Source organism: Rhizobium sp. BIGb0125 (assembly GCF_024810055.1).
Classification (GTDB): domain Bacteria; phylum Pseudomonadota; class Alphaproteobacteria; order Rhizobiales; family Rhizobiaceae; genus Agrobacterium.
The window spans coordinates 312,914-339,436 of sequence record NZ_JANUDV010000001.1 but is presented as its reverse complement, the minus strand read 5'-3'; the positions used below and the strand labels follow the sequence as shown (position 1 = coordinate 339,436).

At 55.3% G+C, this 26,523-nt stretch carries 26 protein-coding genes; 11 read left to right on the top strand and 15 right to left on the bottom strand.

The window, feature by feature from the left end:
- Nucleotides 1–37: 37 nt before the first annotated feature.
- From M2418_RS01520 to M2418_RS01490, 7 genes are all read right to left on the bottom strand, one after another.
- Nucleotides 38–1,117 carry an amino acid ABC transporter permease gene (locus M2418_RS01520; protein WP_259143288.1) on the bottom strand — a complete coding sequence of 360 codons (1,080 nt, stop codon included), beginning with the start codon at nucleotides 1,115–1,117 and terminating at the stop codon, nucleotides 38–40.
- Nucleotides 1,114–2,298 carry an amino acid ABC transporter permease gene (locus M2418_RS01515; protein WP_259143287.1) on the bottom strand — a complete coding sequence of 395 codons (1,185 nt, stop codon included), beginning with the start codon at nucleotides 2,296–2,298 and terminating at the stop codon, nucleotides 1,114–1,116. The genes M2418_RS01520 and M2418_RS01515 overlap by 4 nt, the downstream gene beginning before the upstream one ends.
- A 20-nt stretch (nucleotides 2,299–2,318) precedes the next feature.
- Entirely contained in the window at nucleotides 2,319–3,350 is a 1,032-nt protein-coding gene (locus M2418_RS01510) for an amino acid ABC transporter substrate-binding protein (protein ID WP_259143286.1), read from the bottom strand.
- A 400-nt stretch (nucleotides 3,351–3,750) separates the two neighbouring features.
- Nucleotides 3,751–4,155 (bottom strand): hypothetical protein, encoded by a 405-nt coding sequence (locus M2418_RS01505; RefSeq protein ID WP_259143285.1) that lies wholly within the window; start codon nucleotides 4,153–4,155, stop codon nucleotides 3,751–3,753.
- Nucleotides 4,156–4,251: 96 nt separating this feature from the next.
- Entirely contained in the window at nucleotides 4,252–4,455 is a 204-nt protein-coding gene (locus M2418_RS01500) for a hypothetical protein (RefSeq protein ID WP_259143284.1), read from the bottom strand.
- Nucleotides 4,456–4,513: 58 nt separating this feature from the next.
- The gene (locus M2418_RS01495) at nucleotides 4,514–5,107 is read right to left on the bottom strand and encodes an alpha/beta hydrolase (protein ID WP_259143282.1); all 594 of its coding nucleotides are present in this window, start codon (nucleotides 5,105–5,107) and stop codon (nucleotides 4,514–4,516) included.
- A 40-nt stretch (nucleotides 5,108–5,147) separates the two neighbouring features.
- Nucleotides 5,148–5,330: a hypothetical protein gene (locus M2418_RS01490; RefSeq protein ID WP_250982424.1), complete on the bottom strand. Its 183-nt coding sequence runs from the start codon at nucleotides 5,328–5,330 to the stop codon at nucleotides 5,148–5,150.
- Between the two features lie 341 nt (nucleotides 5,331–5,671).
- On the opposite strand from M2418_RS01490, the gene M2418_RS01485 reads away from it, so the two are divergent.
- Complete coding sequence (locus tag M2418_RS01485; RefSeq protein WP_259143280.1) at nucleotides 5,672–6,202, top strand: flavin reductase family protein; 531 nt, start codon at nucleotides 5,672–5,674, stop codon at nucleotides 6,200–6,202.
- A gap of 16 nt (nucleotides 6,203–6,218) precedes the next feature.
- Here the strand turns inward: M2418_RS01485 and M2418_RS01480 are convergent, their stop codons facing one another.
- From M2418_RS01480 to M2418_RS01445, 8 genes are all read right to left on the bottom strand, one after another.
- Nucleotides 6,219–6,665, bottom strand: a complete 447-nt coding sequence (locus M2418_RS01480) for an Rrf2 family transcriptional regulator (protein ID WP_192488178.1) — start codon at nucleotides 6,663–6,665, stop codon at nucleotides 6,219–6,221.
- 166 nt (nucleotides 6,666–6,831) lie between these two features.
- Nucleotides 6,832–8,001 (bottom strand): FMNH2-dependent alkanesulfonate monooxygenase, encoded by a 1,170-nt coding sequence (gene ssuD / locus M2418_RS01475; RefSeq protein WP_259143277.1) that lies wholly within the window; start codon nucleotides 7,999–8,001, stop codon nucleotides 6,832–6,834.
- Between the two features lie 315 nt (nucleotides 8,002–8,316).
- Nucleotides 8,317–9,750: an FAD/NAD(P)-binding protein gene (locus tag M2418_RS01470; RefSeq protein ID WP_259143273.1), complete on the bottom strand. Its 1,434-nt coding sequence runs from the start codon at nucleotides 9,748–9,750 to the stop codon at nucleotides 8,317–8,319.
- A gap of 330 nt (nucleotides 9,751–10,080) precedes the next feature.
- Nucleotides 10,081–11,127: a substrate-binding domain-containing protein gene (locus tag M2418_RS01465; RefSeq protein ID WP_259143270.1), complete on the bottom strand. Its 1,047-nt coding sequence runs from the start codon at nucleotides 11,125–11,127 to the stop codon at nucleotides 10,081–10,083.
- Between the two features lie 270 nt (nucleotides 11,128–11,397).
- The gene (mgrA, locus tag M2418_RS01460; protein WP_259143269.1) at nucleotides 11,398–12,441 is read right to left on the bottom strand and encodes an L-glyceraldehyde 3-phosphate reductase; all 1,044 of its coding nucleotides are present in this window, start codon (nucleotides 12,439–12,441) and stop codon (nucleotides 11,398–11,400) included.
- A 75-nt stretch (nucleotides 12,442–12,516) separates the two neighbouring features.
- Complete coding sequence (locus M2418_RS01455) at nucleotides 12,517–13,779, bottom strand: SfnB family sulfur acquisition oxidoreductase (protein ID WP_259143268.1); 1,263 nt, start codon at nucleotides 13,777–13,779, stop codon at nucleotides 12,517–12,519.
- Between the two features lie 10 nt (nucleotides 13,780–13,789).
- Nucleotides 13,790–15,058, bottom strand: coding sequence for an SfnB family sulfur acquisition oxidoreductase (locus M2418_RS01450; protein ID WP_259143266.1), 1,269 nt, complete (start codon nucleotides 15,056–15,058; stop codon nucleotides 13,790–13,792).
- A gap of 32 nt (nucleotides 15,059–15,090) precedes the next feature.
- Nucleotides 15,091–16,488, bottom strand: a complete 1,398-nt coding sequence (locus M2418_RS01445) for an LLM class flavin-dependent oxidoreductase (protein ID WP_259143263.1) — start codon at nucleotides 16,486–16,488, stop codon at nucleotides 15,091–15,093.
- A 343-nt stretch (nucleotides 16,489–16,831) separates the two neighbouring features.
- Between M2418_RS01445 and M2418_RS01440 the strand changes: the two genes are divergently transcribed.
- The 10 genes from M2418_RS01440 (at nucleotide 16,832) to M2418_RS01395 (ending at nucleotide 26,492) form a co-directional block, all read left to right on the top strand.
- Nucleotides 16,832–18,007 (top strand): aminotransferase, encoded by a 1,176-nt coding sequence (locus M2418_RS01440; RefSeq protein WP_259143261.1) that lies wholly within the window; start codon nucleotides 16,832–16,834, stop codon nucleotides 18,005–18,007.
- Nucleotides 18,004–19,422, top strand: a complete 1,419-nt coding sequence (locus M2418_RS01435; protein ID WP_259143259.1) for an FAD-binding oxidoreductase — start codon at nucleotides 18,004–18,006, stop codon at nucleotides 19,420–19,422. Before M2418_RS01440 ends, M2418_RS01435 begins: the two co-directional genes overlap by 4 nt.
- A gap of 10 nt (nucleotides 19,423–19,432) precedes the next feature.
- On the top strand, nucleotides 19,433–20,230 hold the full coding sequence (locus M2418_RS01430; protein WP_259143256.1) for a MetQ/NlpA family ABC transporter substrate-binding protein: 798 nt from the start codon (nucleotides 19,433–19,435) through the stop codon (nucleotides 20,228–20,230).
- Nucleotide 20,231: 1 nt separating this feature from the next.
- Nucleotides 20,232–21,389 (top strand): methionine ABC transporter ATP-binding protein, encoded by a 1,158-nt coding sequence (locus tag M2418_RS01425; RefSeq protein ID WP_259143254.1) that lies wholly within the window; start codon nucleotides 20,232–20,234, stop codon nucleotides 21,387–21,389.
- Nucleotides 21,343–22,035: a methionine ABC transporter permease gene (locus M2418_RS01420; RefSeq protein ID WP_259143251.1), complete on the top strand. Its 693-nt coding sequence runs from the start codon at nucleotides 21,343–21,345 to the stop codon at nucleotides 22,033–22,035. Before M2418_RS01425 ends, M2418_RS01420 begins: the two co-directional genes overlap by 47 nt.
- 79 nt (nucleotides 22,036–22,114) lie before the next feature.
- Nucleotides 22,115–23,173: an isopenicillin N synthase family oxygenase gene (locus tag M2418_RS01415; protein WP_259143248.1), complete on the top strand. Its 1,059-nt coding sequence runs from the start codon at nucleotides 22,115–22,117 to the stop codon at nucleotides 23,171–23,173.
- A gap of 194 nt (nucleotides 23,174–23,367) precedes the next feature.
- The gene (locus M2418_RS01410) at nucleotides 23,368–24,408 is read left to right on the top strand and encodes an ABC transporter substrate-binding protein (protein WP_259143247.1); all 1,041 of its coding nucleotides are present in this window, start codon (nucleotides 23,368–23,370) and stop codon (nucleotides 24,406–24,408) included.
- A gap of 8 nt (nucleotides 24,409–24,416) precedes the next feature.
- Entirely contained in the window at nucleotides 24,417–25,412 is a 996-nt protein-coding gene (locus tag M2418_RS01405; protein ID WP_259143241.1) for an ABC transporter permease, read from the top strand.
- Nucleotides 25,412–26,203 (top strand): ABC transporter ATP-binding protein, encoded by a 792-nt coding sequence (locus tag M2418_RS01400; RefSeq protein ID WP_259143240.1) that lies wholly within the window; start codon nucleotides 25,412–25,414, stop codon nucleotides 26,201–26,203. Before M2418_RS01405 ends, M2418_RS01400 begins: the two co-directional genes overlap by 1 nt.
- Nucleotides 26,196–26,492 (top strand): hypothetical protein, encoded by a 297-nt coding sequence (locus tag M2418_RS01395; RefSeq protein ID WP_259143231.1) that lies wholly within the window; start codon nucleotides 26,196–26,198, stop codon nucleotides 26,490–26,492. Before M2418_RS01400 ends, M2418_RS01395 begins: the two co-directional genes overlap by 8 nt.
- The last annotated feature ends 31 nt before the right edge of the window (nucleotides 26,493–26,523 follow it).

Here is a 26,523-nt window from a genome sequence, read left to right as displayed (position 1 = left end):
TCCGCGAGTACCAGCACGCGGACCTTTTTATGCGACCTTATTTATTGTGATGACCGCGCAACCTGCCTTCCAGCCACAGGCTGTAACGTGAGGCACCAAAGCAGATCACGAAATAGATCAAGGCAACGGCAATGTAGGCTTCGTTATAAAACCCAAGCCAGCTGGGGTCCGTCGCTGATGCCCGAGCAGCGTTGAGAATATCGAAGATACCAATCACCGCCAACAAGGACGTGGCGAGCAGGAAACCGATCGCCAGATTGACCATGCCGGGAATAACGATCCGCAATGCCTGCGGCAGCACGATCAGCTGCATTGTGCGCCAGTAGCCAATACCAAGTGCGGTGGCGGCTTCCTCCTGCCCCTTGGGAATGGCCTGTAGTCCGGCACGCACGACCTCGGCGATATAGGCTGCCCAAAACAGCGTGACCATGATCATCGCTCTGATCATCTTGTCGAAAAACTGGCCGTCGGGTAACGCCATCGGCAGGATCAGCATCGCCACGTAGAGAATGGCGACCATCGGTGTGCCACGCATCAACTCGATATAGAGGATCGAAAATGTGCGCAGGCCACCCAGCTTGGAGCGACGCGCCAGCGCCAGCAGAATGGCAAGCGGTGTCGCGGCAGCAAAACAGCCAGCCCAGACAAACAGCGTAACGGGCAGCCCACCCCATTGGTTGGAAGGGACAGGCCCACCGAAAAAACTGCCGGCCATCAGAAACCAGCTGGCCAGGATAATCAGCGGCCAGGCGAGCAGGGTTTCCTTTCTCCAGAAGCGCGGCATTGCCGTTGCAAACAGCAACAACACCAGTAACAGCACAACCAGAGTCGGCCGCCACAAAAACTCAGCGGGGTAAAAAGCAAACAGAATGAATTGCAGTTTGGCGCCGATAAACGCCCAGCAGGCACCACCACGCGCCGCGCAATCGGCCGACGCGCCACTCCACGTGGCATCGAGAATGCCCCAGCGAATAAGCGGCGGCAGGGTCCAGACGAGGGCGGCTGAGGTCAACAGAGTGATCAAACTATTGGTCACCGTACCGAACAACCCTGCCCTCAATCCTAACAACAGGATACGCAATTTGCCGCGGTGGCTGGGCACAACATTCACCGTCATCGGCCATTCCCCCGCAAGGCAACACGCCTGTTATATTCGTTCATCAACACCGAAACCGAGAGGTTGATGACCAGATAGGTGCCAATCAGGATCATCAGCGCTTCAAGCGACTGGCCTGTTGTATTGGCCGTGGTGTTAATGACGCTGACCAGCTCCGGATAACCGATGGCCACTGCAAGGCTCGAATCCTTGGTCAAGTCGAGATAACTTGACGTCGTTAGCGGCGTGATCACCCGCAAGGCCTGTGGCAACACAACAAGCCGCATGATCTGTCCCGGATGCAACCCGAGCGACCGTGCAGCCTCCCACTGACCATTGTTGACGGACTGAATGCCCGCCCGAACAATCTCGGCAATGGCCGCGGAAAACTTCACGACGAGCCCCGTCAACAGCGCCGCAAACTCCGGAGACAGGCTGGAGCCGCCACGAATGTTGAACCCGGTTAATTCTGGAATATCAAAATTGAGCTGTGCCCCGCCGAACGACAGTCCGGCGGCAACAACCACGATCACGGCCGCGAAGCTCAAGGCCGTGCTGGTAATGTTTAAAGCCCTGCTACGCTTGAGGATAAACAGGATGGCGGCGAAGGTCGCGATTGCACCGGCAAACACCGTGCTGCCACTGACACTCAAACCCTCAATCGAACCACCGGGGATAAACACACCGCGATTGGTAAAATAGATCGACCCCAGAAAGGCGCTGGCCTGTCGCGGCGCCGGAAAGGCACTTGTCAGCGAAATCCAGAAGAACAGTTGTAGAAGCAGCGGCGTGTTGCGAATAATCTCGACATACCAGCGCACCGCAGTTGCCAGCAGCAGATTACGCGAAAGCCCGGCCACGCCGACCGCGACCCCAAGTACAGTCGCAAGAACACAGCCCATCACTGAGACTTTCAGCGTGTTCAGCAAACCGACGATAATGGCACGGATGTAGGTATCCCCCGCCTGAAACGGAATTGAGCTTTCGCCAATCTCGAAATTGGCCGCCCGGCTCAAGAAGTCGAACCCTGGCGTCACGCCAATACGGCGCATGCTCTCGATCACGTTGACCGCGAGAAAATACATCGAAACGACAAGAAAACCGATGATGAAAACCTGAAGCAGCGGACGAGTGCCCCACCACATCAAGGCCTTGCGAAAGATGCCGGGCCTTTGAGGGCCCGGCGCTGGATTTACCGGCATTATTGATATGCCCCGACTGCTTAGCGGAATGGCGGAGAATAGAGGAGACCACCATCCGTCCACAGACGGTTGTAGCCACGATCCCAACCGAGCGGCTTCAGGTTACGGTCGAAGATTTCACCGTAATTGCCGACAGTCTTGATGATGTTGTAGGCCCACTTCGGATCAAGTCCGATCGCTTCGCCAAGGGCTGGATCAACACCAAGGAAACGCTGGATGGCAGGGTCTTCGGACTTCAGGAACTCGTCGACGTTTTGCGAGGTAATGCCCCACTCTTCCGCCTGGATGGTCGCATTGACAGTCCAGTTGACGATTTCCAGCCAACGGTCGTCACCACCGGCAACCGCAGGTGCAAGTGGCTCCTTGGACAGGCGCTCTGGTAGGATGATGTAATCATCCGGCTTTTTCAGCTGTGTACGCTTGCCGACAAGGTCGGACGAATCTTGGGTGATTGCATCCACGCGACCGGATTCAAGCGCCGCGATGAACTGTCCGGTATCTTCAATCGTCACTGGCGTGAACTTCTTGCCTGTCTTGCGGAAGAAGTCGGCAACGTTCAACTCACCTGTCGTGCCGCTCTGAGCACCAATCGTTGCGCCGTCGAGTTCGGCAGCTGTGGTCACACCGAGGTCTTTACGGACCAGAATGCCCTGACCGTCATAAAACACCGTAGGGCCAAAGTGGAAACCAAGCTTCAGCGCACGGGTGATAGTAACCGTCACACCCGACAACAGAATATCGAATTCGCCGCTCTGAAGGGCTGGCAGACGCTGCTGCGGAGAAGAGTTGGTGAACTCTGCCTTATCGGGTGTGCCGAAAACAGCGATGGAAAGAGCACGGCCGTAATCTGCAAACAGCCCCTGCCATTTGCCGCTACTGTCAGGCGCAAAGAAACCTGGTGTCGTACCAACACCAACCTTGATGGAGCCGCGTTGCGTTATCTTGTCAAGCGTCGGGCCGGCTTGTGCAACATTTGAAAGAGCCAGACTGGTCAACAAAGTCCCGGCGATCGCCGACTTGAGAAAGCCGCCGAGATATCCTTTAAATCTCATGGTTCAAATACTCCTGATGCTTCAATCAGGCGATCAGATCTTGGTGTCCCCCGAGGAACTGATGCCAAAATATACACTAATTCAATAGTTTTTATATTCGAGGCACCACATGCCCATTTTCCGATCACATCAGGAATGTAATTGCCATTTTTTCGATCAAAGAAGATCACATTATTCCGCGTAGCAGCCACTCGACAAAACGAAATCAAATGGCAAATCAACGCGAACCAGCAATCAAGTTTTACAATCGGGAATTTAGACATCGCGTTTTGGCACGCTATTGAGCCCGCCTCAAAAATGCTGCCCCCGACACAGGTCTGGTGTCGGGGGCAATCCAAGGAAGTCACGATGTCAATTGTACAGAACGGTGTTCGCAGACCTTACTGCGACAGTGGCATAACTATCTCAGACTGCCGTTATAGGAATGCCGCGAACGGTTCCAGTCAGCGGCATAGGCGGTGTCAAATGCAGGCGCAAAGGCCGGGTTCAACCTGCGCTTTCTAATCAGCAAGCTCATGATGCGAGCCGCTGTCGAAAAGCTCATTTCACCCAGCGGTCCATGACCCACCCACGGTTTGTTCAGACGTGCGACAACCGAGCCAACCAGGGCAGCCGGCACGATATCCGTGCAGGTACGCATGGCGGTGAAGACATCGGAAATCGGAATGTGAGAGTTTTCGAAGGTTACGAGGGGTTGGCCATCATAGGGCTCCCACTCTTCAAATTTCAAAACGGCTTCCCAGAACAGATAATGCAGGTCGATTGGGGCGTGGCCGTTAAAAAGCTCCGGTAGTTTGGATGTCATAACATTCTCCTCCGTTGAGTGCATATTGGTTGAAAATATGCGCAATCTTCCTTGGATCTTGGTGACAGGCAAAAACACTATAGACGGATAGCTCCTTTATGAAACCGTGTGGGTCGTAAAAAACTGGTCGCCTTGTGGCAGGTGCACTGCGGGCCAGAACTGACCGGCATAATCGCGGGCGGCCTTTTCTGCGGCATCCCGGCTGGAGAGGTTTTTCAAGACATGGCTGCGATGCCCCAGTTGCAGCAACACCGTCTTACTGGGGTAATCATAGATAACCTGTAAATTGTCATGGCTCATTGAGATCCTCCATCTCATTGTTGCTAAACGACTTTCAGAGATACATGTTCCACCGGCATCAACAGCGTTGCACCTGGGGCTCATCAAAATCCAGATCGGCATATCTGCGTTTCTGTGCTTTGACCTTGCTGGCAAGGCCATCCAGCAGGCCGTAACCACTGGACCACCGTCCAAATCCGCTTGCGATATTGATGTGACCGGCCATCCCCAGATTGAGAATATTGGCCTGCCATTTTTCACCAACCGATGTCAGCCGATCTATCGGCATGTAATGGTCATTAAGGCTGCCAACCACGATGTTCGGAAACGGCAGACGCCCGTCATCCAGCCGTCCAAAAGAAATCGCGCCGGGATGTAATTCATCGGTCAACTCGGGGTCGCAGGGCGCAACAAGCAGCGCCGCCTTGACACGATTGGCAGAGGCGCGGGCCGCCAATTTGGCAGCCACCAGACACCCGAGACTATGCGCCACAATATAGGCCTCGCCCTCGCGCTCCAGCGCTTCTTCGACATTCGCCACCCAGCAATCAAGGCTGGGTTTGGACCAATCATCCTGCACGACGATGCTCGCGTCAGAATGGTCCTTCTGCCAGTACCACTGCCAATGCCCTTCATCAGATCCATTCAGTCCGGGAAGAATAAGCGTGCGCATGGCGTCCTCTTAATCAACAAGGTGACAACAGATCTTCATATCAGTGCTCGCCCAACAGCCGCAGTTCTTTGCCCACTTCGCGCATTCTGCTGCGCAACTCAAAACCGGTTCCGTCGTCGATTTCGTAATCACCGAAGCAATGACGGGCATCGTGCAAAAGCAAGCGGTCCTCAAGTTCGTTCTGCGTTCTGATCAATTTTGCAACACGGCGAAAAATGCCCATTTCCGAACTCCTTCGTCGAAAAATCATGCAGTCAAAATTATACATAAATTTAGTAGACTAAAGGCACCACATGCCAAGATGCCAAATAGAAGGAGAAAAAACATCCGATAGTTATGGAAAAAATCCATATTCTAGATGAGGATTTCCGAAAAACCTCTAAAGCATGGAATTTCATTTCGGGAATTTGAGATCCACAATCTCAACACAGCGTCAAAGCGGGTCGACTGACAATATTTTCTATAATATTGGTCAACAATGAAATTCTGTCGCTCATCAGTCCTGATCCGCGATGGTATATTTGCAAAATTGCAAGGGCATCTTCACCAGCCTTGGAGACCTATATGACTGCGACCGTGACTTATCTTCATAATCCGCTGGAAACACAGCTTACCCATCCCGACCAGCTAAAGTCTGCCATGCGCAATTTTGCCGGGGGCGTTTCCGTTATCACTGCGGGATCTGGAGATCAGCGCAATGGCGCAACCGTGACCTCGGCCACAGCACTTTCCATGGATCCGGCATCGATGCTGATCAGCATCAATCGCTCATCATCCATCTGGCCTGTTATCAGCCGGTTCAACCATTTCTGTGTGAACATTCTCTCGGCACAGCAGCAGGATATTGCCAGCCGCTTTGCCGGTGTTGGCGGCCTAAAGGGCGTGCAGCGATACAGCAACGCCAGCTGGTCGACGCTCGAAAGTGGCGCGGCCGTGCTGGAAGGCGCACTCGCCTCCATCGACTGTGCCGTCGAAGATGTAATTGAACGGCATACCCACGCTATCGTTATCGGACGTGTGGTCGCCTTGGTGACTGACCAAGGAGAACCATTGGTTTATCACAATGGCCAGTATGGAAACATCGTCCCGATTTAACCGTGCAGGTTAAATCTCAAGCGTATGCGGCATCGTCGACACCCTTGCCGGTGTCGGCTGCAAACTGCTCCAATGTCGTGTTATCAAGAACTTCTGCCATAGCATCGCGCACTCGGCCCATGGACCGGCGCACCTGACAGTGCTCTGGATCTTCACAGTCCTCGCATGGCTCAAACGCCGTCTTGCTTGCACAACGTATCGGGGCCAGCGGCCCATCAAGGGTACGCACCACCTGGCCAATCAAAATCTCGGAAGCCGGTTTGGACAGGGAATATCCACCGCCTGGACCTTTCTTTGAACGCAGCATGCCTGCATTTCTCAGTTCCAGAAGAATCGTATCGAGGAATTTTTTAGGTATGTTGTTACGGCTGGCAATCTCATTGACAAATGCTGTCTGCCCTTCAGCAAGCCCGGCCAGATCAACCATGGCCTTCAAGCCGTATTTCCCTTTTTTCGTCAGCATCAACCGCTCTTTCACAATCACATCGCGGCGATAGATATGGGCAAAAACCGCGCTTAAGGCAACAGAGAGCGCGCAATCTATTCGAGAGATTTAATCAAAATTACCCCTGTCCGTTAGCCTGATGTGAACAGGCAACCGGGCAAGGCATTTTAAACTGTGCTTCGTCTCAGGAGCCGGAGACGATTTTTACGTTGCCGCCGTGGCCACCGCCGCCAAAAACGCGGTGTTCGCCAAACGACGAGCGGATCTGGTTGCGCGGTCCGTCAAGGCCGATTTCCGGAAACAGCAATTCAGAGACCCGGTAAGCTTCCTCAAGATGCGGGTAACCAGAGGCGATGACCGTATCGATGCCGAGATCCTGGTATTCCCGCAGTCGGGCAGCGATGGTTTTGGGTGAACCGACGAGCGCTGTCCCGGCACCGGAGCGCACAAGACCGATACCGGCCCAAAGATTTGGTGAGACCTCAAGCTTGTCACGGCGACCATTATGCAATGCCACCATGCGTGCCTGCCCGACGGAATCGGAATTTTTGGCAAACACCTCCTGCGCTGCGGCAATGGTGTCGTCGGACAGTTTCGAAATCAGACGATCCGCAGCCTCCCATGCCTCACCATCGGTTTCACGTACGATGAAGTGCAGTCGGATGCCGAAGCTGACGTCACGATTTTGCGCCGCCGCAGCCTTGCGCACCTTAGCAATTTTTTCCTCCACCAGATGAGGCGGCTCACCCCATGTCAGGTACTTATCGATAATGCCGGCGGAAAAATCGATTGCAGCATCCGAGGATCCGCCAAAATAGATTGGTGGACGTGGCTGCTGCACCGGAGGCAAGCCCAGTTGAGCGTGATGGGCCTGAATATACCGGCCATCAAGATGCGCCTTGCCGGTTTCGATCAGGTCATTAAACACCTGGAAAAACTCACCAGCATGATCGTAGCGCTCATCATGGGCTAGAAAAATACCGTCTCCAGCCAGTTCCTGCGCGCTGCCACCAACGACAATGTTCAACAACAGCCTTCCGTTGGAAACCCGGTCAAGCGTTGAGGCCAATCGTGCGTAGTAGGCAGGCGACGCCGTTCCCGGACGAATGGCAACGAGGAACTTTAGCTGTTCCGTATGCGCCGCCAGATCGGCAGCGAGAATGAAGGATTCTTCGCAAGCCACACCGGTCGGAATAAGCACGCCGGAATACCCCAGACGATCAACAGCCCGGGCAATCTCGCGGAAGTAACCGGGATCTGACTGCCGCGCCAGATCATCCGACCCAAGATAGGCACCGTCACCGGAAGATGGAATGAACCAGAGAAAATCGAGTGGTTGATGAGGTTTTGCCATTGCTCAAGTCCCGTTTGATGATGTGACCACGAAAGCCCCATCGGACACATCATTCACGGCTTGCCAGACAATCAGCACCTCCGCGGAGAAGGGTCGAACTGAACTTTTCCAGTCCATTTCGATGTTGGCCCCTCATTCGCTCCAACAATAATTATATCCATAGATTTTATAAGAAATACTATTCCAAAGAACCCACCGTTGATGAAGATTATCTCACGGCAGGTCCAAAGCGATGAAATTCCATCTTCAGAATCACGGACTGAAGGAACCTGGCCCTGCCCGCCCTCTTATCCACCAATAGGCTGTACATCGTGGTCAGCCGGTGCTGCTCAAAGACTGCTCTTGTTTGTCAAGATTAAGATAGGACGACAGCTGGCCAGCAACAAAAATCGCATGGTCCGTCACCTGCGGCAGCCCCATCAGCTCTCCAAATGTACCGCGCGCCAATGGCCCAGCAATGTACAGTCCCGGCACCGCCCTGCCCGTTTCATCAATCGCGATGGAGGCCGCATCACAGGCAATACCAAGGCCGGTGGCACAAGATGAGATCAGACCGTCCCGTTGCAGGGCGGCGAGGAATGGGATTGAATGCAGGACCTCGCCATGCGCGGGGCCGGTGGTCACCGCGATCGCATCGAAAAGATAATCGGCCACTTCGCCTGTGACCTTCTCTTTCAGAGACACACGGAAGCCCGAATCCTCGGACGTAACGCCTTGAAGGGAAGCAGCTTTTATCGACAGCTGGCCGGCGGCAACTGCTTCGTCCAGCACTTTCTCGACCTGCGGCGCGATGCGAAAACGGTGAACATCCCAATATGGACGGGCCAGCCGCACAATGCGACGCCTCTCCTTGGTTGGCAAAGCCTGCCAGATTTTTTGCCCCTGTGCGCGGATGGCATCGATGACCGCATGCCAACTGAAACCCGCCTTCTCCGCCTGCCTGATCGTGTCGCGGATCCGATGCACCAGTTCAGACGCGCGGACACTGGGTCTGGAGACAAAATCGCCGAACGCTTCTTGGGCAGTTGCCGAATGGCCACGCGAGCGTAATCCGCGCCGCGAGATTGAAACAATCGTTCCGTGGTGCCTTTTATCTTTCAGGGTCGCGACGACATCGGCCGAGGTCAAGCCATTGCCAATGACAAGCACGCGGTCGTCCGGCTCGATCGGTTGAAGCGCATCAGGCTGCGTCACATCGGCAATCAGTTTTGGATGATCTCTAAAGGCGGCCAATGCGGCAGGCAGTGCCGGTGCCGGATGGCTAACCGCAATTGCAACGGCGTCAGCCAGCAGCACGCTGCCATCTTCGGCTTTCAACAGCCACTTCGTCCCGGATTTCCCGACGCCGGTGACACTCGTTTGACGATGTTCGACAACACCCTGATCAAGATAGGGCTGGATTTCAGACGACACGTAATCGCCGAACGACGCGCGCTGCAAATAGGGTAATCCATCCGAGCCAAACGCATCCGCATCCTCTGTCAGAATGTTCCTGTTTGTTGCAAACCGCAGAAAACTCTCTGGATCGTCAGGGTAAAGCGTCATCTTGCCGGCAGGTACATTGATGCGGTGTGCCGGTTCATGTGTGCTGTAGGCCAGGCCCGCACCCAGCTTTTCACGCGGCTCAAAGACCACCATGCGGACAGTGCCAATACCGGGATAACGCCGGGCAAGATGGATTGCCAGTGCAGCCCCAGTAACACCGCCACCCACAATCGCAATGACCGGACAAAGAGACTTTTGAGGCATCACAAGCTCCGACAGTTATGGAAGATATATGCGGAGCGCAGCATAGCGCCATACAATCGAGGTTTAAAAATACGCGCATCCGACGATTGGCGAAAGCGTGCCAGCCGATCAGATATCGTGTTAGCAAAGCCAGATAACAGGGTTTGCCCTCCTTCATTTTGGACACTCCAACACGATCGTCTCGGACAGTCTCCTGCAAATATATTCTATAAAATTAGTGCTATATATGCATTCCTCATTTGAAAGAGCAACCAAAATGGAAAACGGAAGCACCCGCCGCGATGCTTCCGTTCGATTGTCTGCGCAGAGCATGCTTGGGAGTTAAGTTGCTCAGAAAGCGGCAGACGGAATCCACGAGGCGGTCGCCGCCGTGCTGGTAGAGAATGCCGGAATTTTAGCCGCCAGATCGTCAATCGTCGTCACACCTGCCTCACGCAATTGCTGCTGGGTCACCAAAACAGGATCGACGATAATCTGGTGCGGAACCTCTTCCCCGGCGATCTGCAGGGCTGCCGCGCGAATGGAGACAGCACCCACAACCGCCGGATTGGTGGCGGCGGTCGCTACCCAAGGACTGCCCTCTTCAACGATTTCCTGAATATCGGCCGTAGAAATATCCGCCGAATAGATCTTGAGCTTGTCGCTGATGCCAAGATCGGCCGCAGCCAGTTTCACCCCGCGTGCAAATTCGTCATAGGGTGCGAATACAACTGAAATATCGGGATTGGCCTGAAACACCGCCTTGGCCTGATCGGCCGTTGAGGTCGCCGTTGTATCGCTGACATTGCCAAAACGGGCCTTTTCCACGATACCGGCATTTGCCGCCTTCACCTTGTCCCAAACCTCGTTGCGACGATCAAGCGGCGCAAAACCGGCGACATAGGCATAACCTGCATTAAAGCTGGTGCCATTATCCTTGATGGCCTGATCCAGCGCCAACTCTGCCAGCTTGTGGTCGGACTGCTCGACCTGCGGAATTTTCGGATTGTTGAGGTTCACGTCAAAGGCAACAACCTTGATACCCTTATCGAGTGCCTGCTGTACGACATCCCCCAAAGATTCCGGCAGACCATGGTCAACCACAATACCCTGAACGCCGAGATTGATGGCCTGAAGAATTTGTTCGCGTTGTTCTGCGGCATTCTGGCGGCCAGGAAAGATACGCAGATCAACCCCAAGCGCCTTGGCCTGCGCTTCAGCGCCAGCCTGATAGGCCTGGAAAAAATCACCGGCTGAGATGTAGCTGATCAGGGCCAGTTTCACGCCACCTTTGTCGAAGGGAGCCGGTGCGCCCGTAAGGCCTTCCGCAGATGCCGAATGCACCAAAGCCAAAGAGGACAGAGCGGTAAATGCCAGAAAACGCAGAGTTGACGTCATGGAGTTCCCCTTGAAACGAAAAGGCCTTCAGCGGCCCCGGATGACGTCCATTATTCAAATAAATACACTTATTTTATAGATTTAATATTTATCAATTCGGGATCGGAAATAGATTTCTTTGCCATTTAACGTCGGATGTCGGCAAGTTTCTGCCCGGCTTTCCGGCACCGGCCAGACGACATGTCCATCGCGAAAGCATCTGTGCCCCTCAATAGAATACCCGGCGGATAACACGCCGGGTAATCTTGTAATCCTCACGATATGTGCCGGTCAGACGGCTTCATCATGCGATGGTTTTTCCCAAAGGTTGATACCACCTTCGACCGCATGACGATCAATCTCCGCCAGCTCCTCTGGTGTGAAAGAAAGGTTATTCAAGGCTGCCACGTTCTCCTCGATCTGCCTGGCCGAACTTGCGCCAATCAGGGCAGAGGTTACACGCCTGTCACGCAGAACCCAGGCAATGGCCAATTGCGCCAATGACTGGCCGCGCCGTGCGGCAATCTCGTTCAGTGCGCGGGCACGAATGATGTTTTCTTCCTTCAGATGTTCCGGCCGAAGGAAATCACCACCCGGCCGGTTCACGCGTGCATCCTGCGGAATGCCGTTCAGATATTTGTTGGTCAGCAAACCCTGCGCAAGCGGCGTAAAGGCAATGATACCAGCCCCGACATCCTCGACCGCATTCAGCAGGTCCTTTTCAACCCAGCGGTTGAACAGGTTATAGGCCGGCTGGTTGATCAGTAGCGGTACCTGCCTGTCACGCAAATGCGCGGCGATCTCACGGGTCTTGGCACCGGAGTAAGAGGAGATACCAACATAAAGCGCCTTGCCCTGCCGCACGGCCTGCGCCAGCGCATCCGCGGTTTCTTCCAGCGGCGTATCTGCGTCATAGCGGTGCGAATAGAAAATATCGACATAGTCGACGCCAAGCCGCGAAAGGCTCTGATCGAGGCTCGACAGCAGCGCCTTTTTCGAACCGCCGCCACGACCATAAGGACCCGGCCACATATCCCAACCAGCTTTGGTCGAGATAATCAGCTCATCGCGGTAACCGCGAAAATCTTGCTTCAGAATACGCCCGAAATTGATCTCGGCACTTCCCGCTGGCGGGCCATAATTATTGGCGAGGTCGAAATGGGTAATGCCCAGATCAAATGCCTTGAACAGGATGGAACGTTGCGTCTCAATGGTCGTCGTGTCACCGAAATTGTGCCACAGGCCAAAGGAAAGCGCAGGCAATTTCAGGCCGCTTCGCCCAACACGGCGAAACTGTGCATTATCATAACGTTTTGGATCAGGCAGATAACTCATGTCTTGGTTTCCTGTGGTCAAGCAAAAGCCGGGCGCAGAGAAACCCTACACCCGGCGGAACAAATGGCTCTGAAATCACAGAGCCCCATGTCTCGGCGGCAACTGGTCATTCAGATAAAAATTGCCGATATGGTGGTACTTCCAGCGAACCGGATCATGCAGGGAATGGGTTCTGGCATTGCGCCAGAAGCGATCCAGCCCGTAACTTTCCAGTGTTGAGCGTGCACCACCAAGCTCAATCAGCTTTGTTGCAGCAAGCTGCGCTACATCGGTGCCCAGCGCCTTGATCTCGGCAACGGCAATCGACGCCTCGGCAACCGTGCGCTCATTGGGATCGGCTGTAGCAACATCGAGAAAACGCCCCGCCCGTGCCAACAATGCGTCAGCCGCATGCACGCGGATTGTGACATCCCCCACCGCATGGATTGTATGCGGGTCCTCATAACCGTGCTCTATCGTCAGCTCAAAAAACGGTCGCGAATGTGCCCGAACATAGGAAATGGTTTCGGCGAGCGCACCACGCGCAATGCCAACCTGTACGGCGGCGTGGATGATCTGCGCAAAGGGCCCCATCGCCGTTGGCCGGTCAAACGGGTCATCATGATCAACGACCTGAGACGGTGTAATCTCGACATCGTCGAATGTCACAGTGCCACTGCCGGTGGAGCGCTGCCCGAAAGACGTCCAGTCGTCCACCAGATCAAGTCCGGGCGTCGCACGGTCAATGAAAACAATATGAATGCGGCCATTCGGCCCCTTGGCGACCGCCACGATAATGTGAGCAAAAAGCGAGCCGGTGGAATAGAATTTCTGTCCATTCAGCACCAGCTTGCCGTTTTTCTCAGCAAAATGCGTCTTGTAATCAACCGGCGTTTTGGTGCCAATTTCCGTGAAGGCATTGCCGAAGCGCTCACCATTCAACACACGCTGAAAATAGTGCCGTTTTTGCTCTTCAGAACCAGACAATCGCAACGCCTCGACCATGAAGAAATGGTTTTGCGGAATCTGACCAATCGAGGAGTCCGCCGCAGAAATGATAGCCGTCACCTCGGCCAGCGTAACGGCAGAAACGCCCGCACCACCATAGTCTTTGGGAACCGAAATTGCCCAGAGCCCACTCTGCGAATATCGTTCGATTTCTGCAATTGGCAAACGCCGTTCCCGATCCCGCTCAGCGGCACCGACCGCGAATTCCGCCGCCAGTTCGCGGGCCACGACAATGGCCTCGGCATCATCACGGATGATGTGCGCATGGGTTCGCAAAGGTGGGATATGCGGTGCCGGGCGCCCCTTGGTCAGAGCGGCCTGGCGATGAAGCTGACGATCTGTCGTGGTCATCGGCGACACCTCAGTTCCAGGCATGGCGTGGCGGATGTTCGCCATTCAGATAATAATTGCCGACATGGTAAAACTTCCAGCGCACCGGATCATGCAGCGTGTGAACACGCGCATTGCGCCAATGGCGATCCAACCCGTGTTCGGCCAGTGTCGAGCGTGTGCCAGCCAGTTCGAACAGCTTGTTGGTGGCGAGAATGGCAATCTCTGTTGTCAGAACCTTGGCCTCCCCGGTCTTGATCGTCGCTTCTGAAACAGTCTCAAGCGTGGTGTTGGCACGTCCAACATCAATGCTGCGACCGGCAATTTCCAGCAATGCTTCAGCTGCATGCAGCTTGATCTTCAGATCACCAATCGCCGCGATGGTGAACAGGTCTTCGCTGGCACTTTGTTTGCCGCTGTCGATCCACGGACGGCTGAATTTCTTGACGAAAGTGATGGTGTCTTCAATTGCGCCCCGCGCAATACCCACATCAATTGCCGCCTGAATAATCTGCGACACCGGGCCACCAACCGTTGGATGATCAAAAGAGGTCACCTTGACGGCACGCACCTTCGGCACCCGCACATTCTCGATCTTGACTGAACCGGACGCCGTCGTACGCTGGCCAAAACTCGACCAGTTATTGGTCACGGTCAGGCCTGGCGCATCGCGCTCAGCAAACACCAGGAAGCCCTGCCCCTGCTCATCGACGCCAACAATCGGCACAACATGCGACAGCAGCGCACCGGTCGCGTAAAACTTCTCGCCCTGAACGATGACATCATCGCCGTCATGCACCACCTTGGTCTCGAAATCGGCAACCGTTTTGCTTTTCAATTCCGAAAAAGCATTACCGTAACGAAGCCCTTGCAGGGCCCAGCCAAAGAACAGCTCTTTCTGTTCTTCTGTGCCATCAAGATCAACCGTTGCCACAATGGCCAGATGGTTCTGGGTAATCTGCGCAATCGCCGGATCGGCAGTGGCAATGATTGAAATCACCTTGGCAAGCGTCGCATAGGACACCTCAGGTCCACCATAGGCGCGCGGTACATTGATGCTCCACAGACCACTTTGCGAATATTCATCCAGCTCGTTGATCGGCAGCAGGCCTTCACGGTCGCGCAAGGCTGCATCGACCTTGAAACGTGCAGCAAGGCGTTCTGCGATCTCAATGGCCTCGGCATCACTTTTGATAATATGCGCTGGCTCCGCAGGCCGTGGCCGTGGGGCAACCGGATCATTGGAATTGACGCGCGGATGGACGGTATAATCAATCTTGGTTTCTGAAACGGTACCCATGGTCATGCCTCATCGGGTTCGAATAATAGGAGTTAGATCGCAAGCCGGGTTTGCTGGCCGCGTTTAATGGCTTCAATATCGCGGTAATGTTCCGCCGGATGGTCGGATGGCAGGTAAGGCCCCTTACCGAAAAGCTTTTCCCGCAATGTGCCGGGACGATAGGATGTGGGGTAAACGCCGCGCTTTTGCAGTTCGGGAACGATGTATTGCACCACGTCCTCGAAACTGTCAGGCGTCACGGCGTAGGCAAGATTGAAACCGTCAACATCGGTGTCTTCGACCCACTCCTGCAATATGTCGGCAATCTGGCTCGGCGAACCGACAAACACCGGACCGAGCCCGCCAATGCCACCGAATTTCGCCAGCTCATCGATGGTCCAGGACTTGTCGCCGCCGGCAATGTGCTCAACGAAAGAATGGATCGCATTGGTTTCGACCTTCTGGATAACATCGGTTGCCGCATATTGCCCAAAGTCGATGCCGCTCCAGCCCGACATGAACACCAGCGAACCGTCATAGGACACGTACTGCCGGTAGTCCTCGAATTTGGCCTTGGCCTTTTCTTCCGTTTCATCGGTGATGATGGTCAAAAGCGTGTAGATGCGCAACGCCTTGGGATCGCGTCCCGCTGCCGCTGCCTTTTGGCGGATTTCAGAGACATAAGCTTTGAGAACCGACTTGGTCGGCGCTGCCACAAACACACATTCGGCATGTTCGGCGGCAAACTTTTTGCCCGGGCCCGATGCACCGGCCTGATAAAGCACCGGTGTTCGCTGCGGTGATGGTTCCGTCAGCCCGTAACCGGGCACATCGAAATATTTGCCCTTGTGGCCAATCTCGTGAACCTTGGACGGATCGGTGAATATCCGGCCATCTCGGTCACGCCGCACAGAGCCTTCTTCCCAGCTGCCTTCCAGAAGTTTGTAAACAACCTCCAGATATTCGTTGGCGATATCATAGCGGTTGTCATGCCTCTGCAGCCCGGCCTGCCCGATATTTTTGGCACCGCTTTCCAGATAGGAGGTAACGATGTTCCAGCCGATGCGCCCCTTGCTGTGGTGATCGGCGGTCGCAAGGCGACGTGCGAAAATATAAGGGTGCTCGAAGGATGTCGACGCGGTGATGCCAATGCCCAGATGCTCCGTTGCTAGTGCAATGGGTGCGGCAAGCTGCAACGGATCATTGACGGGGATCTGCGCCGCCTGCTGAATGGCGTGGAAATTCGAGCCTTTGTAGACATCGTAATAGCCAATGACATCGGCGATGAAGATGCCGTCAAAAATGCCGCGTTCCAGCGTTCGAGCGAGATCCTGCCAATAGTCCAAATCCTTGTATTTCCAGGATTTATCCTTCGGGTGAGCCCATAGGCCGGGAGACTGGTGGCCGACGCAGTTCATATCGAAGGCATTGAAATGGATCGTTTTGCTCATTCTGGCCTCGTGCTACGCCTGTAAAAGGCGTGTCCGCTCGGGTGGTAAACTGGCCTCAAGCATCGCAGAGTGAAAAACCAAAGACAGTAATTCTATCTTTTTTATTGATTACAAAGCGAAAGAATTTTCCGTCTTTTCCGCCTTCAACAAAAAAGCGTCGACACGGCTTTTAGCCGTGCACATCGGCCCATTTTACCGCTCTCCGCAAATCAATTCACGACAGGCCGATTTCCGGAGCAAATCTTTCTCCAAACTCAAATCCAAACGCTTTAAAATACTTTGTTTATCTATTTTATGGATTTTAAGCTGGCCGGGACAAATCAAAAATACGGGGAATATCTCGGTGGTGAACTCGGTCTTCGGTGCAGCAGGCACGTCGATATTTGAATCCATGTCGCGGCTGGCAACAGAGACAGGCGCAATCAATCTGGGCCAGGGATTTCCTGAAGGTTTTGAGCCTGCAGCACTTGTGGAAGCCGCGATCTCAGCATTGCGTGACGGCCCCCACCAATATCCGCCGATGATGGGATTGCCTGTTCTGCGTCAGGCGGTTGCTGACAACGCCAAACGGTTTTTCAATCTGGACATTGACTGGCAACGTGAAGTGCTTGTCACCTCAGGTGCGACCGAAGCGCTGGCCGACACATTCCTCGCTTTGCTTGAAACCGGTGACGAGGTCATTCTTTTCGAACCCGTATATGATGCCTATGCCACACTGATCCGTCGGGCGGGTGGCGTTGTCGTGCCTGTCAGGCTTTTGCCGCCCCATTGGGATCTGCCGCAGGACGCCCTGCAGAAAGCCATCACCAGCAAAACGAAACTGATTGTCGTCAACACGCCGATGAACCCGATCGGCAAGATTTTCTCACCCGAAGAGCTGCGTTTTCTCGGTGAGCTTGCCGTCAAACATGACCTCACCATCGTTTCCGATGAAGTCTATGAGCATCTGGTTTTTGACGGCCGTCCCTTCCATTCCCTGTTTGCGGTGGACGGTATTCGCGACCGTGTCGTCAGGATCGGTTCGGCTGGCAAAAGCTTTTCCGTGACCGGTTGGAAAGTCGGTTATGTGACAGCGTCACCCAAACTGCTGGAGCCGATTGCCAGAGCCCACCAATACGTCACCTTCACGACCCCGCCTGCCCTGCAAACCGCAGTGGCGACAGGGCTGAGCCTGCCCGACAATTATTTCCTCGATCTGCGTCGCCAGTTGGCTAAGCGACGGGACTTGCTGGTCGATGGCTTGCGTGACGCAGGTTTCGAGGTCGCCGATGCTCCGGCCACCTATTTTGTCGTCGCGGATATATCCACACTCGACACGGGCGGCGACGACCTAGCCTTTTGCCGCCGTCTGACGCTTGAAGCTGGCGTAACACCAGTGCCGATCTCGTCCTTTTACGGTAGCCGCGATGTGCGCAGCCACGTGCGGTTCTGCTTTGCCAAAAAAACAGAGACACTCGTGAATGCAGTCGAGCGCCTTGCGCTGTGGCGGCAGGGACATGCCGTAAAGGTCGCGTCATGAATTTGCATCTTACGCATCGCAGTTACGATGCGGCGATCGCTGAGTTGCAGAACCGTTTCGGTGCTGCGGCATCAACCGGCGCATCTGTTCTGGACCTACATGCTGGCGATGAAAGCCACCATGCCCGGCAGCGCCCAGACATTGTTGTGCGACCGCAGAGCACACAAGACGTTGCCGAGATCGTCAAGATCGCGGTCAGACATCGCATTCCGATCACGGCTTTTGGTGCCGGTTCGGGGCTTGAAGGTGGCGCTATTCCCGTTCACGGCGGAATTTCACTGGATACAAGTGATCTCAACGAGATTGTTGAAATCCGCGCCGATGACATGATTGCACGGGTGGGCGCCGGCGTTCGCCGGCTCGACCTCAACCATGCCCTGCGTGACACCGGTCTGTTCTTTCCCGTTGATCCCGGCGCCAATGCGTCGATTGGTGGCATGGTATCGACCGGTGCCAGCGGCACCAATGCCGTGCGATATGGTGTTATGCGCGAAAACGTGCTCGGCCTGACCGTGGTGACGGCCAATGGCGATATCGTCAAAACGGGATCACTGGCGCGCAAATCATCCTCCGGGTACGATCTGACACGGCTGTTTGTCGGTTCCGAAGGCACACTAGGCATCGTCACCGAAGTTTTGTTGCGCCTGCATCCAATACCGGAGGCGAGATCTGCCCATGCCGGTTTTGCCACGCTGGCCGGTGCGGTCAATGCGGTCACCGATATCAAGCGCGCTGGCCTTTCCATCGGCCGTGTCGAACTGGTCGATCAACCCTTGGTCGACGTGATCAATCGTCGGGGAGAGTTGAGTCTTGTGCCATTGCCGACATTGTTTTTCGAGTTTCACGGCTCGGACGCAGAAATCGACACATTGTCGGAGACCATTGAGCAGATCATCTCCGACAATGGCGGCACACCGCTGACATGGACGGACACGGCGCAGGACACCAAACTATTATGGGAAACCCGCCGCGATTGCCTGGCCTGGGCCAAGGCTGAACGGCCCGGCTCTCACTCCTGGCCAAGCGATGTCTGCGTGCCAATCTCACGATTGGCAGAGGTAATCCTAGAAACACGACAGGATGTCGCCAGTTCCACCGCACCCGCCTTTATCGTCGGCCATGTGGGAGACGGCAATTTCCACTGCGTTTTCATGTTGCACGAGCACGAAGAAACAGAGGTGGCGAATTACGCGTCCCGCATCGTGCAACGGGCCATTACAGCGGGCGGTACCGCCAGCGGTGAACACGGCATCGGGCTTGGCAAACGGCAGTACCTGCAAAGCGAACACGGCGCGGAAGCCATAGCGCTGATGCAGACGCTCAAAACCGCACTTGATCCCCTCGGCATTTTCAATCCCGGCAAGGTTCTTCCCGACGTCGGTCCATTTTCAAACACATCATCAGAACACCCATAAGGACCATTCCATGCGTTATAAATCATTTGTCGCCGGCACCGTTTCCGCACTGGCATTGCTTCTGGCAACCCATGCCACGGCACTTGCCGAAACCATCAAGTTCGGGGTCACGGCCGGCCCGCATGCCCAGATTGCCGAAGCGATCGTGCCCGTTGCCAAGGCCAAGGGCCTGGACATCCAGATCATCGAATTTTCTGACGGTGCACTGATCGACCCGGCCACCAATGACGGCGATCTCGATGCCAACGGTTTTCAGCACACACCTTATCTTGATCGTCAGAATGCCGACCGTGGACTGAACCTCGTGGCGGTTGGTGGCAAGACAGTGCTTTTGCCGATGGCCGGTTACTCCCACAAATACAAATCCGTGGCCGATCTGCCAGAGGGTGCACAGGTCACCATTCCCAATGATCCGAGCAATGCCGGACGCGCCCTGAAACTGCTGGAAGCTGGCGGCCTCCTGAAGCTCACACCTGGCGTCACCTTCAACGCCACCGAACTGGACATCATCGAAAACCCGAAGAAAATCAAGATCGTACCGCTTGAAACTGCTCAGCTGCCGCGATCGCTCGAAGATGTTGATTTCTCCGTCATCACCTCGCATTTCGCACTCTCGGCCGGTCTCAACCCAAGCAAGGACAGCCTGCTGATTGAAGATCAACTTTCTGAATATTTCTGCCTGATCGCCGTTGCCGAAAAGAACAAGGATGCGCCTTGGGTCAACACCCTGATCGAAGCCTACAAGTCTCCGGAAGTGAAAGCCTTCATCGACAAGAAGTTCGAAGGCAACGTGATCGCGGGCTGGTAACATGACCCTTCTGGCACGCACAGATGACGCGACCGAAACGAAGCCACGCTCACAGGAGCATGGCTCTGGCCTTCGCCCGGCAAATACAAGGCCGATCATCGAAATCCAGTCGCTGAGCAAGACCTATGACGCCAAAAGCGGCCCGGTGCTGGATGACATCAGCTTGAATGTCAGCGAAGGTTCGATACATGGCATCATTGGTCGCTCCGGTGCTGGTAAAAGCACATTGGTGCGCTGCCTGAACGGGCTAGTCAGCCCCTCCTCTGGCCGGGTATTCGTGTCCGGCCAGGAAATAAGCGCCCTGAAGGGACAGGACCTGCGCAAGGCGCGTCGGCAGATTTCCATGGTATTCCAGCATTTCAGCCTGTTGTCGTCCCGCACGGCAGCGGCCAATGTTGCTCTGCCACTGGAAATTGCCGGCATAGCCAAAGAAACCATACGCAAACGTGTTCCCGACCTTCTGGAACTGGTTGGCCTTTCGGGCAAGGCAGATGCCTATCCGTCAGAGCTTTCCGGCGGGCAGAAACAGCGCATCGGTATTGCCCGTGCACTTGCCCTTGAACCAGCCGTGCTGTTGTCCGATGAGGCAACATCGGCACTGGATCCGGAAACCACAGAACAGATCCTCGATCTGCTCAAGGATATCAATCGCCGCATCGGGCTTAGCATCGTGCTGATCACGCATGAGATGGATGTGGTCCGGCAAATCGCTGATCACGTGACCGTTCTCGAACAGGGGCGGATCATCGAAAGCGGCCCGACATTTGATGTCTTTGCCTTTCCCCGTTCCAAGACAGCGCGCTCATTCCTCTCCACCATCGTCGCACATGACCTGCCGGAAGAGGTGACCGCACGGTTGGTGCCGGAAGCCACAGGCGACACCGACCCGGTCATTCGTATCACCTTTACCGGTTCATCGGCACATAGTGCCGTTGTTGCCGACCTTGTGGAGCGTTTCAAAGTGCGGCCCAACATTCTGCATGGGCGCATTGATTACATAGGTGGTGCAGCGCTCGGCATCCTCACCATCGTCTCGGAAAACACCGGACCACGCCTGCCCGACATTCTGTCTTACCTGTCATCACTCGGTCTTCATGGAGAGGTTATCGGTCATGCTGTCCGACCTGCTGTCACCGGCGCTCATCGCGCTGCTCATTGAATCAATCAAGCAGACCGTTACCATGGTGGCGGTGGCTGCCCTGCTCTCGACGCTCATCGGCCTGCCACTCGGCGTGCTGCTTGTCGTCACTTCGCCCGGACAGTTTCTGGAGCGACCAATTTTCAACCGGGTCACTGGCACCCTGATCAATCTCATCCGCTCGACGCCCTTCATCATCCTGATGGTCGCTATCATTCCCTTCACGCGGCTTGTGGCCGGCACAACGGTTGGTACATTTGCGGCCATCGTGCCGCTGACGGTAGCAATCACCCCACTTTATGCCCGGCTTGCCGAAACCGCGATGCGCGAGGTTGATCAAAGCCTGATCGAAGCGGCTGAAAGCATGGGCGCAACACCGCTGCAGATCATCTTCAAGGTGCTGTTGCCGGAAGCCCTGCCCGGCATCATCGCTGGCCAAACCGTCACACTGGTCAGCCTGATCGGTTACTCCGCCATGGCCGGCACTGTCGGTGGTGGTGGATTGGGTGATCTTGGTATCCGTTTTGGTTACCAGCGGTTCATGCCTGAGGTCATGCTCGCGGTGGTCGTCATTCTCGTCGCTATCGTCCAGTCCGTGCAGATGACCGGTGATTTTGCCGCCCGTCTCGTCAATCACCGCATAGCACGCAGCCGCCGCTCCGCCTGACAGCGGGGCCAGCGCCTGCGCAGGGAGCCTTTTTAATTTCAGGGCTCAGGCCCACCAACGTAATTCAAAGGAGAACATCATGACCGTTCATACGCTTGCTACCCAACTGCCCTTTGTCGACATTTCCCGTTTCAACGCCGGTCCTGAAGAGCGCGCGCGCTTCATCGATGAGCTGCGCAAAATCCTGCATGACCATGGCTTTTTCTATCTGACCGGCCATGGCGTGGATCCAAAATTTCTTGCAGACGTAGTCGCAGCCTCCAAGCGGTTTTTCGCCCTGCCTGAAAAGGACAAGCTGGAGATCGAGATGGTCAAGTCTCCGCATTTCCGCGGGTACAACCGTGCCGGCCTCGAACACACGCGCGGTCAGCAGGATTGGCGCGAACAGGTGGATATCAACAATGAGTCCACGCCAGTCGAGATTGGTCCAGATACCCCGGCCTGGGCACGCCTGATCGGACCCAACCAGTGGCCATCAGCCTTGCCGGAACTCAAAGACCTGCTGCTGGCTTATCAGGCAGAAGTGACACGCATCGGCATCGACGTGCTGAAAGCCATTTCCGTCGCTCTCGGTCAGGACGAAAACGTCTTCTCCAGCATCTATGACCCAGAGCCGACAAAACTTCTGAAAATCATCCGTTACCCCGGCCGTGACGTGGCGCAGAGCGATCAGGGCGTTGGCGCCCATAAGGATGGCGGTTTCGTCACCGTGTTGCTGCAGGACGTCGTTCCGGGTCTGCGTGTGCAGACGGAAGATGGCGTCTGGATTGATGCGCCGCCGGTTCCCGGCACCTTTATCATCAACACCGGCGAATTGCTGGAGCTGGCCACCAACGGTTTTGTGCGCGCCGACGTTCATGACGTTATCGTGCCGCCAGCCGGCACCGAACGTTTCTCCGTCGCCTTCTTCATGGGCGCCCGTTACGATGCCAGCATTCCAGTGATTGACCTGCCGGAAGAGTTGAAGCGCAGCGAACGCGGCATCACCGTTGATCCACTGAACCCGATCTTCCGCGACGTTGGCAATAATGTTCTGAAAAGTCGTCTGCGCTCGCATCCGGACGTGGCGCGTGCCCACTACGCCGATCTGCTGACACCGGAACAGCTGACCGGCAACAAGGTGGCTTCGGCCTACTAACTCTTCGAAACAACAGACCCACCGGCCTTTCCATAGGCGGTGGGTCGTTCCATTGCATGTTGAACAAGCTGTGATCTGGACGCGCGTTTTGTTCGAAAAATTATCCGCTTTGTGTTTTATAAATAGTCTATAAAATCTATGTAATTTAATTGTTGCTGCTAAGTTTTTCCCTATCAAACGATGAGGGGCAAACCATGTCAGAGCTTTCCAGCAAATCTTCACCCGCCAAACGCAGTATCAGCCGCCGCACGATTCTCAAATCTGCCGCAGCTGTGGGTGCCACCGCAGCAGTTGGCGCGCTGGCGGGTCGTACCACCAGCTACGCTATTGCAGGCAACCTCATTCCCATCAAGCTGGAATGGACCGAAGTGGCAGCCTGCCACTCTCCCGTTGGTTTTGGCCTTTCCAAGGGCATCTACGCCAAACACGGGCTGGATGTGGAACTGTTCTACCAGGGGGCTAGCGGCCAGACCCTCATCCAGGCACTGGCAACCCGCAAGGCAGAAGCAGGTCCTGGCCTTCTCTATGATTGGCTGAAACCCATCGAACAGGGTTTTGACGTCAAGCTGTTTGCGGGTTCGCATGGTGGCTGCCAGCGCGTTCTGGTCAAACCGGATTCCGGCATCAAGACGCTGCTCGACCTCAAGGGCAAGACCATCGGCACATTTGATGTGATGTCCCCGTCACGCGTTGCCTTCTCGGTGGCATTGGCAAAGGCTGGCCTCAACCCGGAAACCGACGTCACCTGGAAGGTCTTCCCCTTCGATCTGGTCGCGGAAGGTGTGTTGAAGGGAGAAGCCGATGCGGTCGCGCATATGGACCCCTGGGCTTACTCCTATGAAAAACAGCATGGCTTCGTGAAGATTGCCGACACCCAGACCGAAACATTCCAGGACCGCGTGTGCTGCGTACTGGGCGTTAACGGCGATTATTATGAGGCCAACAAGGATGCCATCAAACGTGTCGCCTCTGCCAATCTCGAAGTGCATCAATATACCGCCAAGCACCCGGATGAAGTTGCCAAGTGGTATTTCGATACACTGAAACCTGGCCTTCCCTTGGAAGACCTGACGGAAGTCCTTGCGTCCTTCACCTACCATGACCACTGGTTCGGCAGGGAACTGCTCAACGAAGTTCGTATCGGTTACGAGGATCTGAAACTGACAGGCGTTGCCGATGCATCGACCGATCCGGAAGAAATCGCCAATCGCATCACCATCGACATTTTCGCGTGAGCTGAACAATGACCGATGTGTTGAGAAACGATTTTGGCACAGTTCAACAGGCAGCCTTTCGGCCATGGAAACCATGGCGGAATGGCGTGCTGGCTGCCGCGAGCTGGGGGACGGCAGCGGCAGTCACTTATCTGCTACCTGACGTCATCAACTGGAATGCCACCGGTCTGTTTGCCACCATCGTCGCTGGCATAGCCCTCCTGTTGCTCGCCTTGGCGTTTGTTGTTCCGCTCTACGACAAAAGAACAAAGACATTGCAGCATTATGGCCCGTGGCTGGTTGCGATTGGTGTCTGGTTTGCGGTCTGGGAATTGCTGACTGCAAAGCTGGGCTGGCTGCCAAAGCCGTTTTTTTCGCCACCACAAGGCCTGCTCAACGTCTACATCACAGACTGGGAGCGTCTACTGGTCTGCGTTGGATATACCGCCCGCCTGTGGTCGCTCGGTTTTTTCTCCGGCATTGCGGTTGGCTTTGTTGCCGGTGTCGCGCTCGGTTGGTCAAAATCCTTTGCCTACTGGGGCATGCCGGTGCTGAAACTGATTGGCCCCGTGCCGGCAAGTGCGTGGATACCCTGCACCTTCTTCATTTTCCCAAGCACCTTCCAAGCGTCGATTTTTCTTGTTGCTCTGGCATCGGGCATTCCTGTCGCCATTCTCACCGCCGCCGGTGTGGGACAGGTCAACCGCGCCTATTATGACGTTGCGCGCACGCTTGGTGCTTCCACTTCCTACCTGATTTTCAAAGTGGCGGTCCCAGCATCATTGCCCAATGTTTTCGTCGGGCTGTTTATGGCGCTCTATTATTCCTTCGCCGTTCTCGTCGTTGCGGAAATGCTCGGCGCAAAATTTGGCCTCGGCTGGTACCTGCAATTCAACACAGCCTATTCCGCCTATGCCAACGTCTATGCGGCGCTGATCATCATGGCGCTTATCTGCGCTGGCCTGGTTCGATTGCTGTTCGTTCTCCGAGACAGGCTTCTCAACTGGCAGAAGGGAATTCTCTGATGGCCCTTGCCTTTTCCTCGGCCGAAGACAGAAGCCGCAACCTGCGGCTTGAGATTGACAGCGTTTCCCATCACTACGATTTGGGAGACCGCACCCTGCCCGTGCTCGACAATGTTTCGATCAGCGTCAGACCTGGAGAGTTCGTGGCGCTGCTTGGCCCGTCTGGTTGCGGTAAATCCACATTACTGCGGCTGGCTGCCGGGCTGGAGCAACCCAGCCAGGGATCGCTCAGCGAGGACGGCACGCCGATCACCAATCCCGACCCGGACCGTATTCTGGTGTTTCAGGATGCAACCCTGTTTCCCTGGCTCACCGTGCGCAAAAACATTGCCTCAGGTCTGGATGCACGCGGCGTGCTGAAAGAACAACAACACCGGGTCGATGAGCTTCTGAAACTGGTAAAGCTGGAGGGCTTCGCCGACGCCTATCCGCATCAGCTTTCGGGCGGCATGGCGCAGCGCGTTGCCATTGCGAGGGCTCTTGTCAATGATCCAAAATTGCTGCTGCTTGACGAACCCTTCGGCAAGCTCGATTCCCTGACCCGGCTGACCATGCAGAAAGAGCTGTTGCAGCTCTGGAAGCAAACGGGATTTACGGCGCTGCTTGTCACCCATGATGTCGAAGAAGCCTTGCTTCTGGCGGACCGTGTGATCGTGTTTTCAGATCGCCCGGCCCGGATAGTGGCTGAAGTCAATGTCGCCAAACCACACCCGCGCAAACGTGATGACAGTGACCTCTTGGATTTGCGCCGCAGTCTGCTGGAACAGTTGGGGGTATCCCACGATGTTTGAGAAGCGGTTTGTCGTCTTCACCCTGTCTTTGTCCATCACACTGCTATTGCTCAGCTTTGGCTGGTGGTGGCTGGTTTTCGACAATGTCGTCGAAAACGGCTACATCACCACAGCACAGGCCGCGACATGCCTTGCCGCTGAGACCGATCTTTGTCGTCTCGCGCAGGCGCTCTGTAGCAACGAACATTTTTTTGAAATCCGCTGGTACGCCCCGGAAACCCTTTGGGCATCAGCAGCCCTGCTGCTCGTTGCACTGGCCCAGACATCCTTTCGACCAAACACACCATAACCAGACCTGTTTCCCAACCCGTTTCAAGGAG

Bases quoted from the DNA above. Each gene is read 5' to 3' on its own strand.
- M2418_RS01520 (WP_259143288.1), bottom strand. From the start codon at position 1,117: ATGACGGTGAATGTTGTGCCCAGCCACCGCGGCAAATTGCGTATCCTG.
- M2418_RS01515 (WP_259143287.1), bottom strand. From the start codon at position 2,298: ATGCCGGTAAATCCAGCGCCGGGCCCTCAAAGGCCCGGCATCTTTCGC.
- M2418_RS01510 (WP_259143286.1), bottom strand. From the start codon at position 3,350: ATGAGATTTAAAGGATATCTCGGCGGCTTTCTCAAGTCGGCGATCGCC.
- M2418_RS01505 (WP_259143285.1), bottom strand. From the start codon at position 4,155: ATGACATCCAAACTACCGGAGCTTTTTAACGGCCACGCCCCAATCGAC.
- M2418_RS01500 (WP_259143284.1), bottom strand. From the start codon at position 4,455: ATGAGCCATGACAATTTACAGGTTATCTATGATTACCCCAGTAAGACG.
- M2418_RS01495 (WP_259143282.1), bottom strand. From the start codon at position 5,107: ATGCGCACGCTTATTCTTCCCGGACTGAATGGATCTGATGAAGGGCAT.
- M2418_RS01490 (WP_250982424.1), bottom strand. From the start codon at position 5,330: ATGGGCATTTTTCGCCGTGTTGCAAAATTGATCAGAACGCAGAACGAA.
- M2418_RS01485 (WP_259143280.1), top strand. From the start codon at position 5,672: ATGACTGCGACCGTGACTTATCTTCATAATCCGCTGGAAACACAGCTT.
- M2418_RS01480 (WP_192488178.1), bottom strand. From the start codon at position 6,665: ATGCTGACGAAAAAAGGGAAATACGGCTTGAAGGCCATGGTTGATCTG.
- ssuD (WP_259143277.1), bottom strand. From the start codon at position 8,001: ATGGCAAAACCTCATCAACCACTCGATTTTCTCTGGTTCATTCCATCT.
- M2418_RS01470 (WP_259143273.1), bottom strand. From the start codon at position 9,750: ATGCCTCAAAAGTCTCTTTGTCCGGTCATTGCGATTGTGGGTGGCGGT.
- M2418_RS01465 (WP_259143270.1), bottom strand. From the start codon at position 11,127: ATGACGTCAACTCTGCGTTTTCTGGCATTTACCGCTCTGTCCTCTTTG.
- mgrA (WP_259143269.1), bottom strand. From the start codon at position 12,441: ATGAGTTATCTGCCTGATCCAAAACGTTATGATAATGCACAGTTTCGC.
- M2418_RS01455 (WP_259143268.1), bottom strand. From the start codon at position 13,779: ATGACCACGACAGATCGTCAGCTTCATCGCCAGGCCGCTCTGACCAAG.
- M2418_RS01450 (WP_259143266.1), bottom strand. From the start codon at position 15,058: ATGGGTACCGTTTCAGAAACCAAGATTGATTATACCGTCCATCCGCGC.
- M2418_RS01445 (WP_259143263.1), bottom strand. From the start codon at position 16,488: ATGAGCAAAACGATCCATTTCAATGCCTTCGATATGAACTGCGTCGGC.
- M2418_RS01435 (WP_259143259.1), top strand. From the start codon at position 18,004: ATGAATTTGCATCTTACGCATCGCAGTTACGATGCGGCGATCGCTGAG.
- M2418_RS01430 (WP_259143256.1), top strand. From the start codon at position 19,433: ATGCGTTATAAATCATTTGTCGCCGGCACCGTTTCCGCACTGGCATTG.
- M2418_RS01425 (WP_259143254.1), top strand. From the start codon at position 20,232: ATGACCCTTCTGGCACGCACAGATGACGCGACCGAAACGAAGCCACGC.
- M2418_RS01420 (WP_259143251.1), top strand. From the start codon at position 21,343: ATGCTGTCCGACCTGCTGTCACCGGCGCTCATCGCGCTGCTCATTGAA.
- M2418_RS01415 (WP_259143248.1), top strand. From the start codon at position 22,115: ATGACCGTTCATACGCTTGCTACCCAACTGCCCTTTGTCGACATTTCC.
- M2418_RS01410 (WP_259143247.1), top strand. From the start codon at position 23,368: ATGTCAGAGCTTTCCAGCAAATCTTCACCCGCCAAACGCAGTATCAGC.
- M2418_RS01405 (WP_259143241.1), top strand. From the start codon at position 24,417: ATGACCGATGTGTTGAGAAACGATTTTGGCACAGTTCAACAGGCAGCC.
- M2418_RS01400 (WP_259143240.1), top strand. From the start codon at position 25,412: ATGGCCCTTGCCTTTTCCTCGGCCGAAGACAGAAGCCGCAACCTGCGG.
- M2418_RS01395 (WP_259143231.1), top strand. From the start codon at position 26,196: ATGTTTGAGAAGCGGTTTGTCGTCTTCACCCTGTCTTTGTCCATCACA.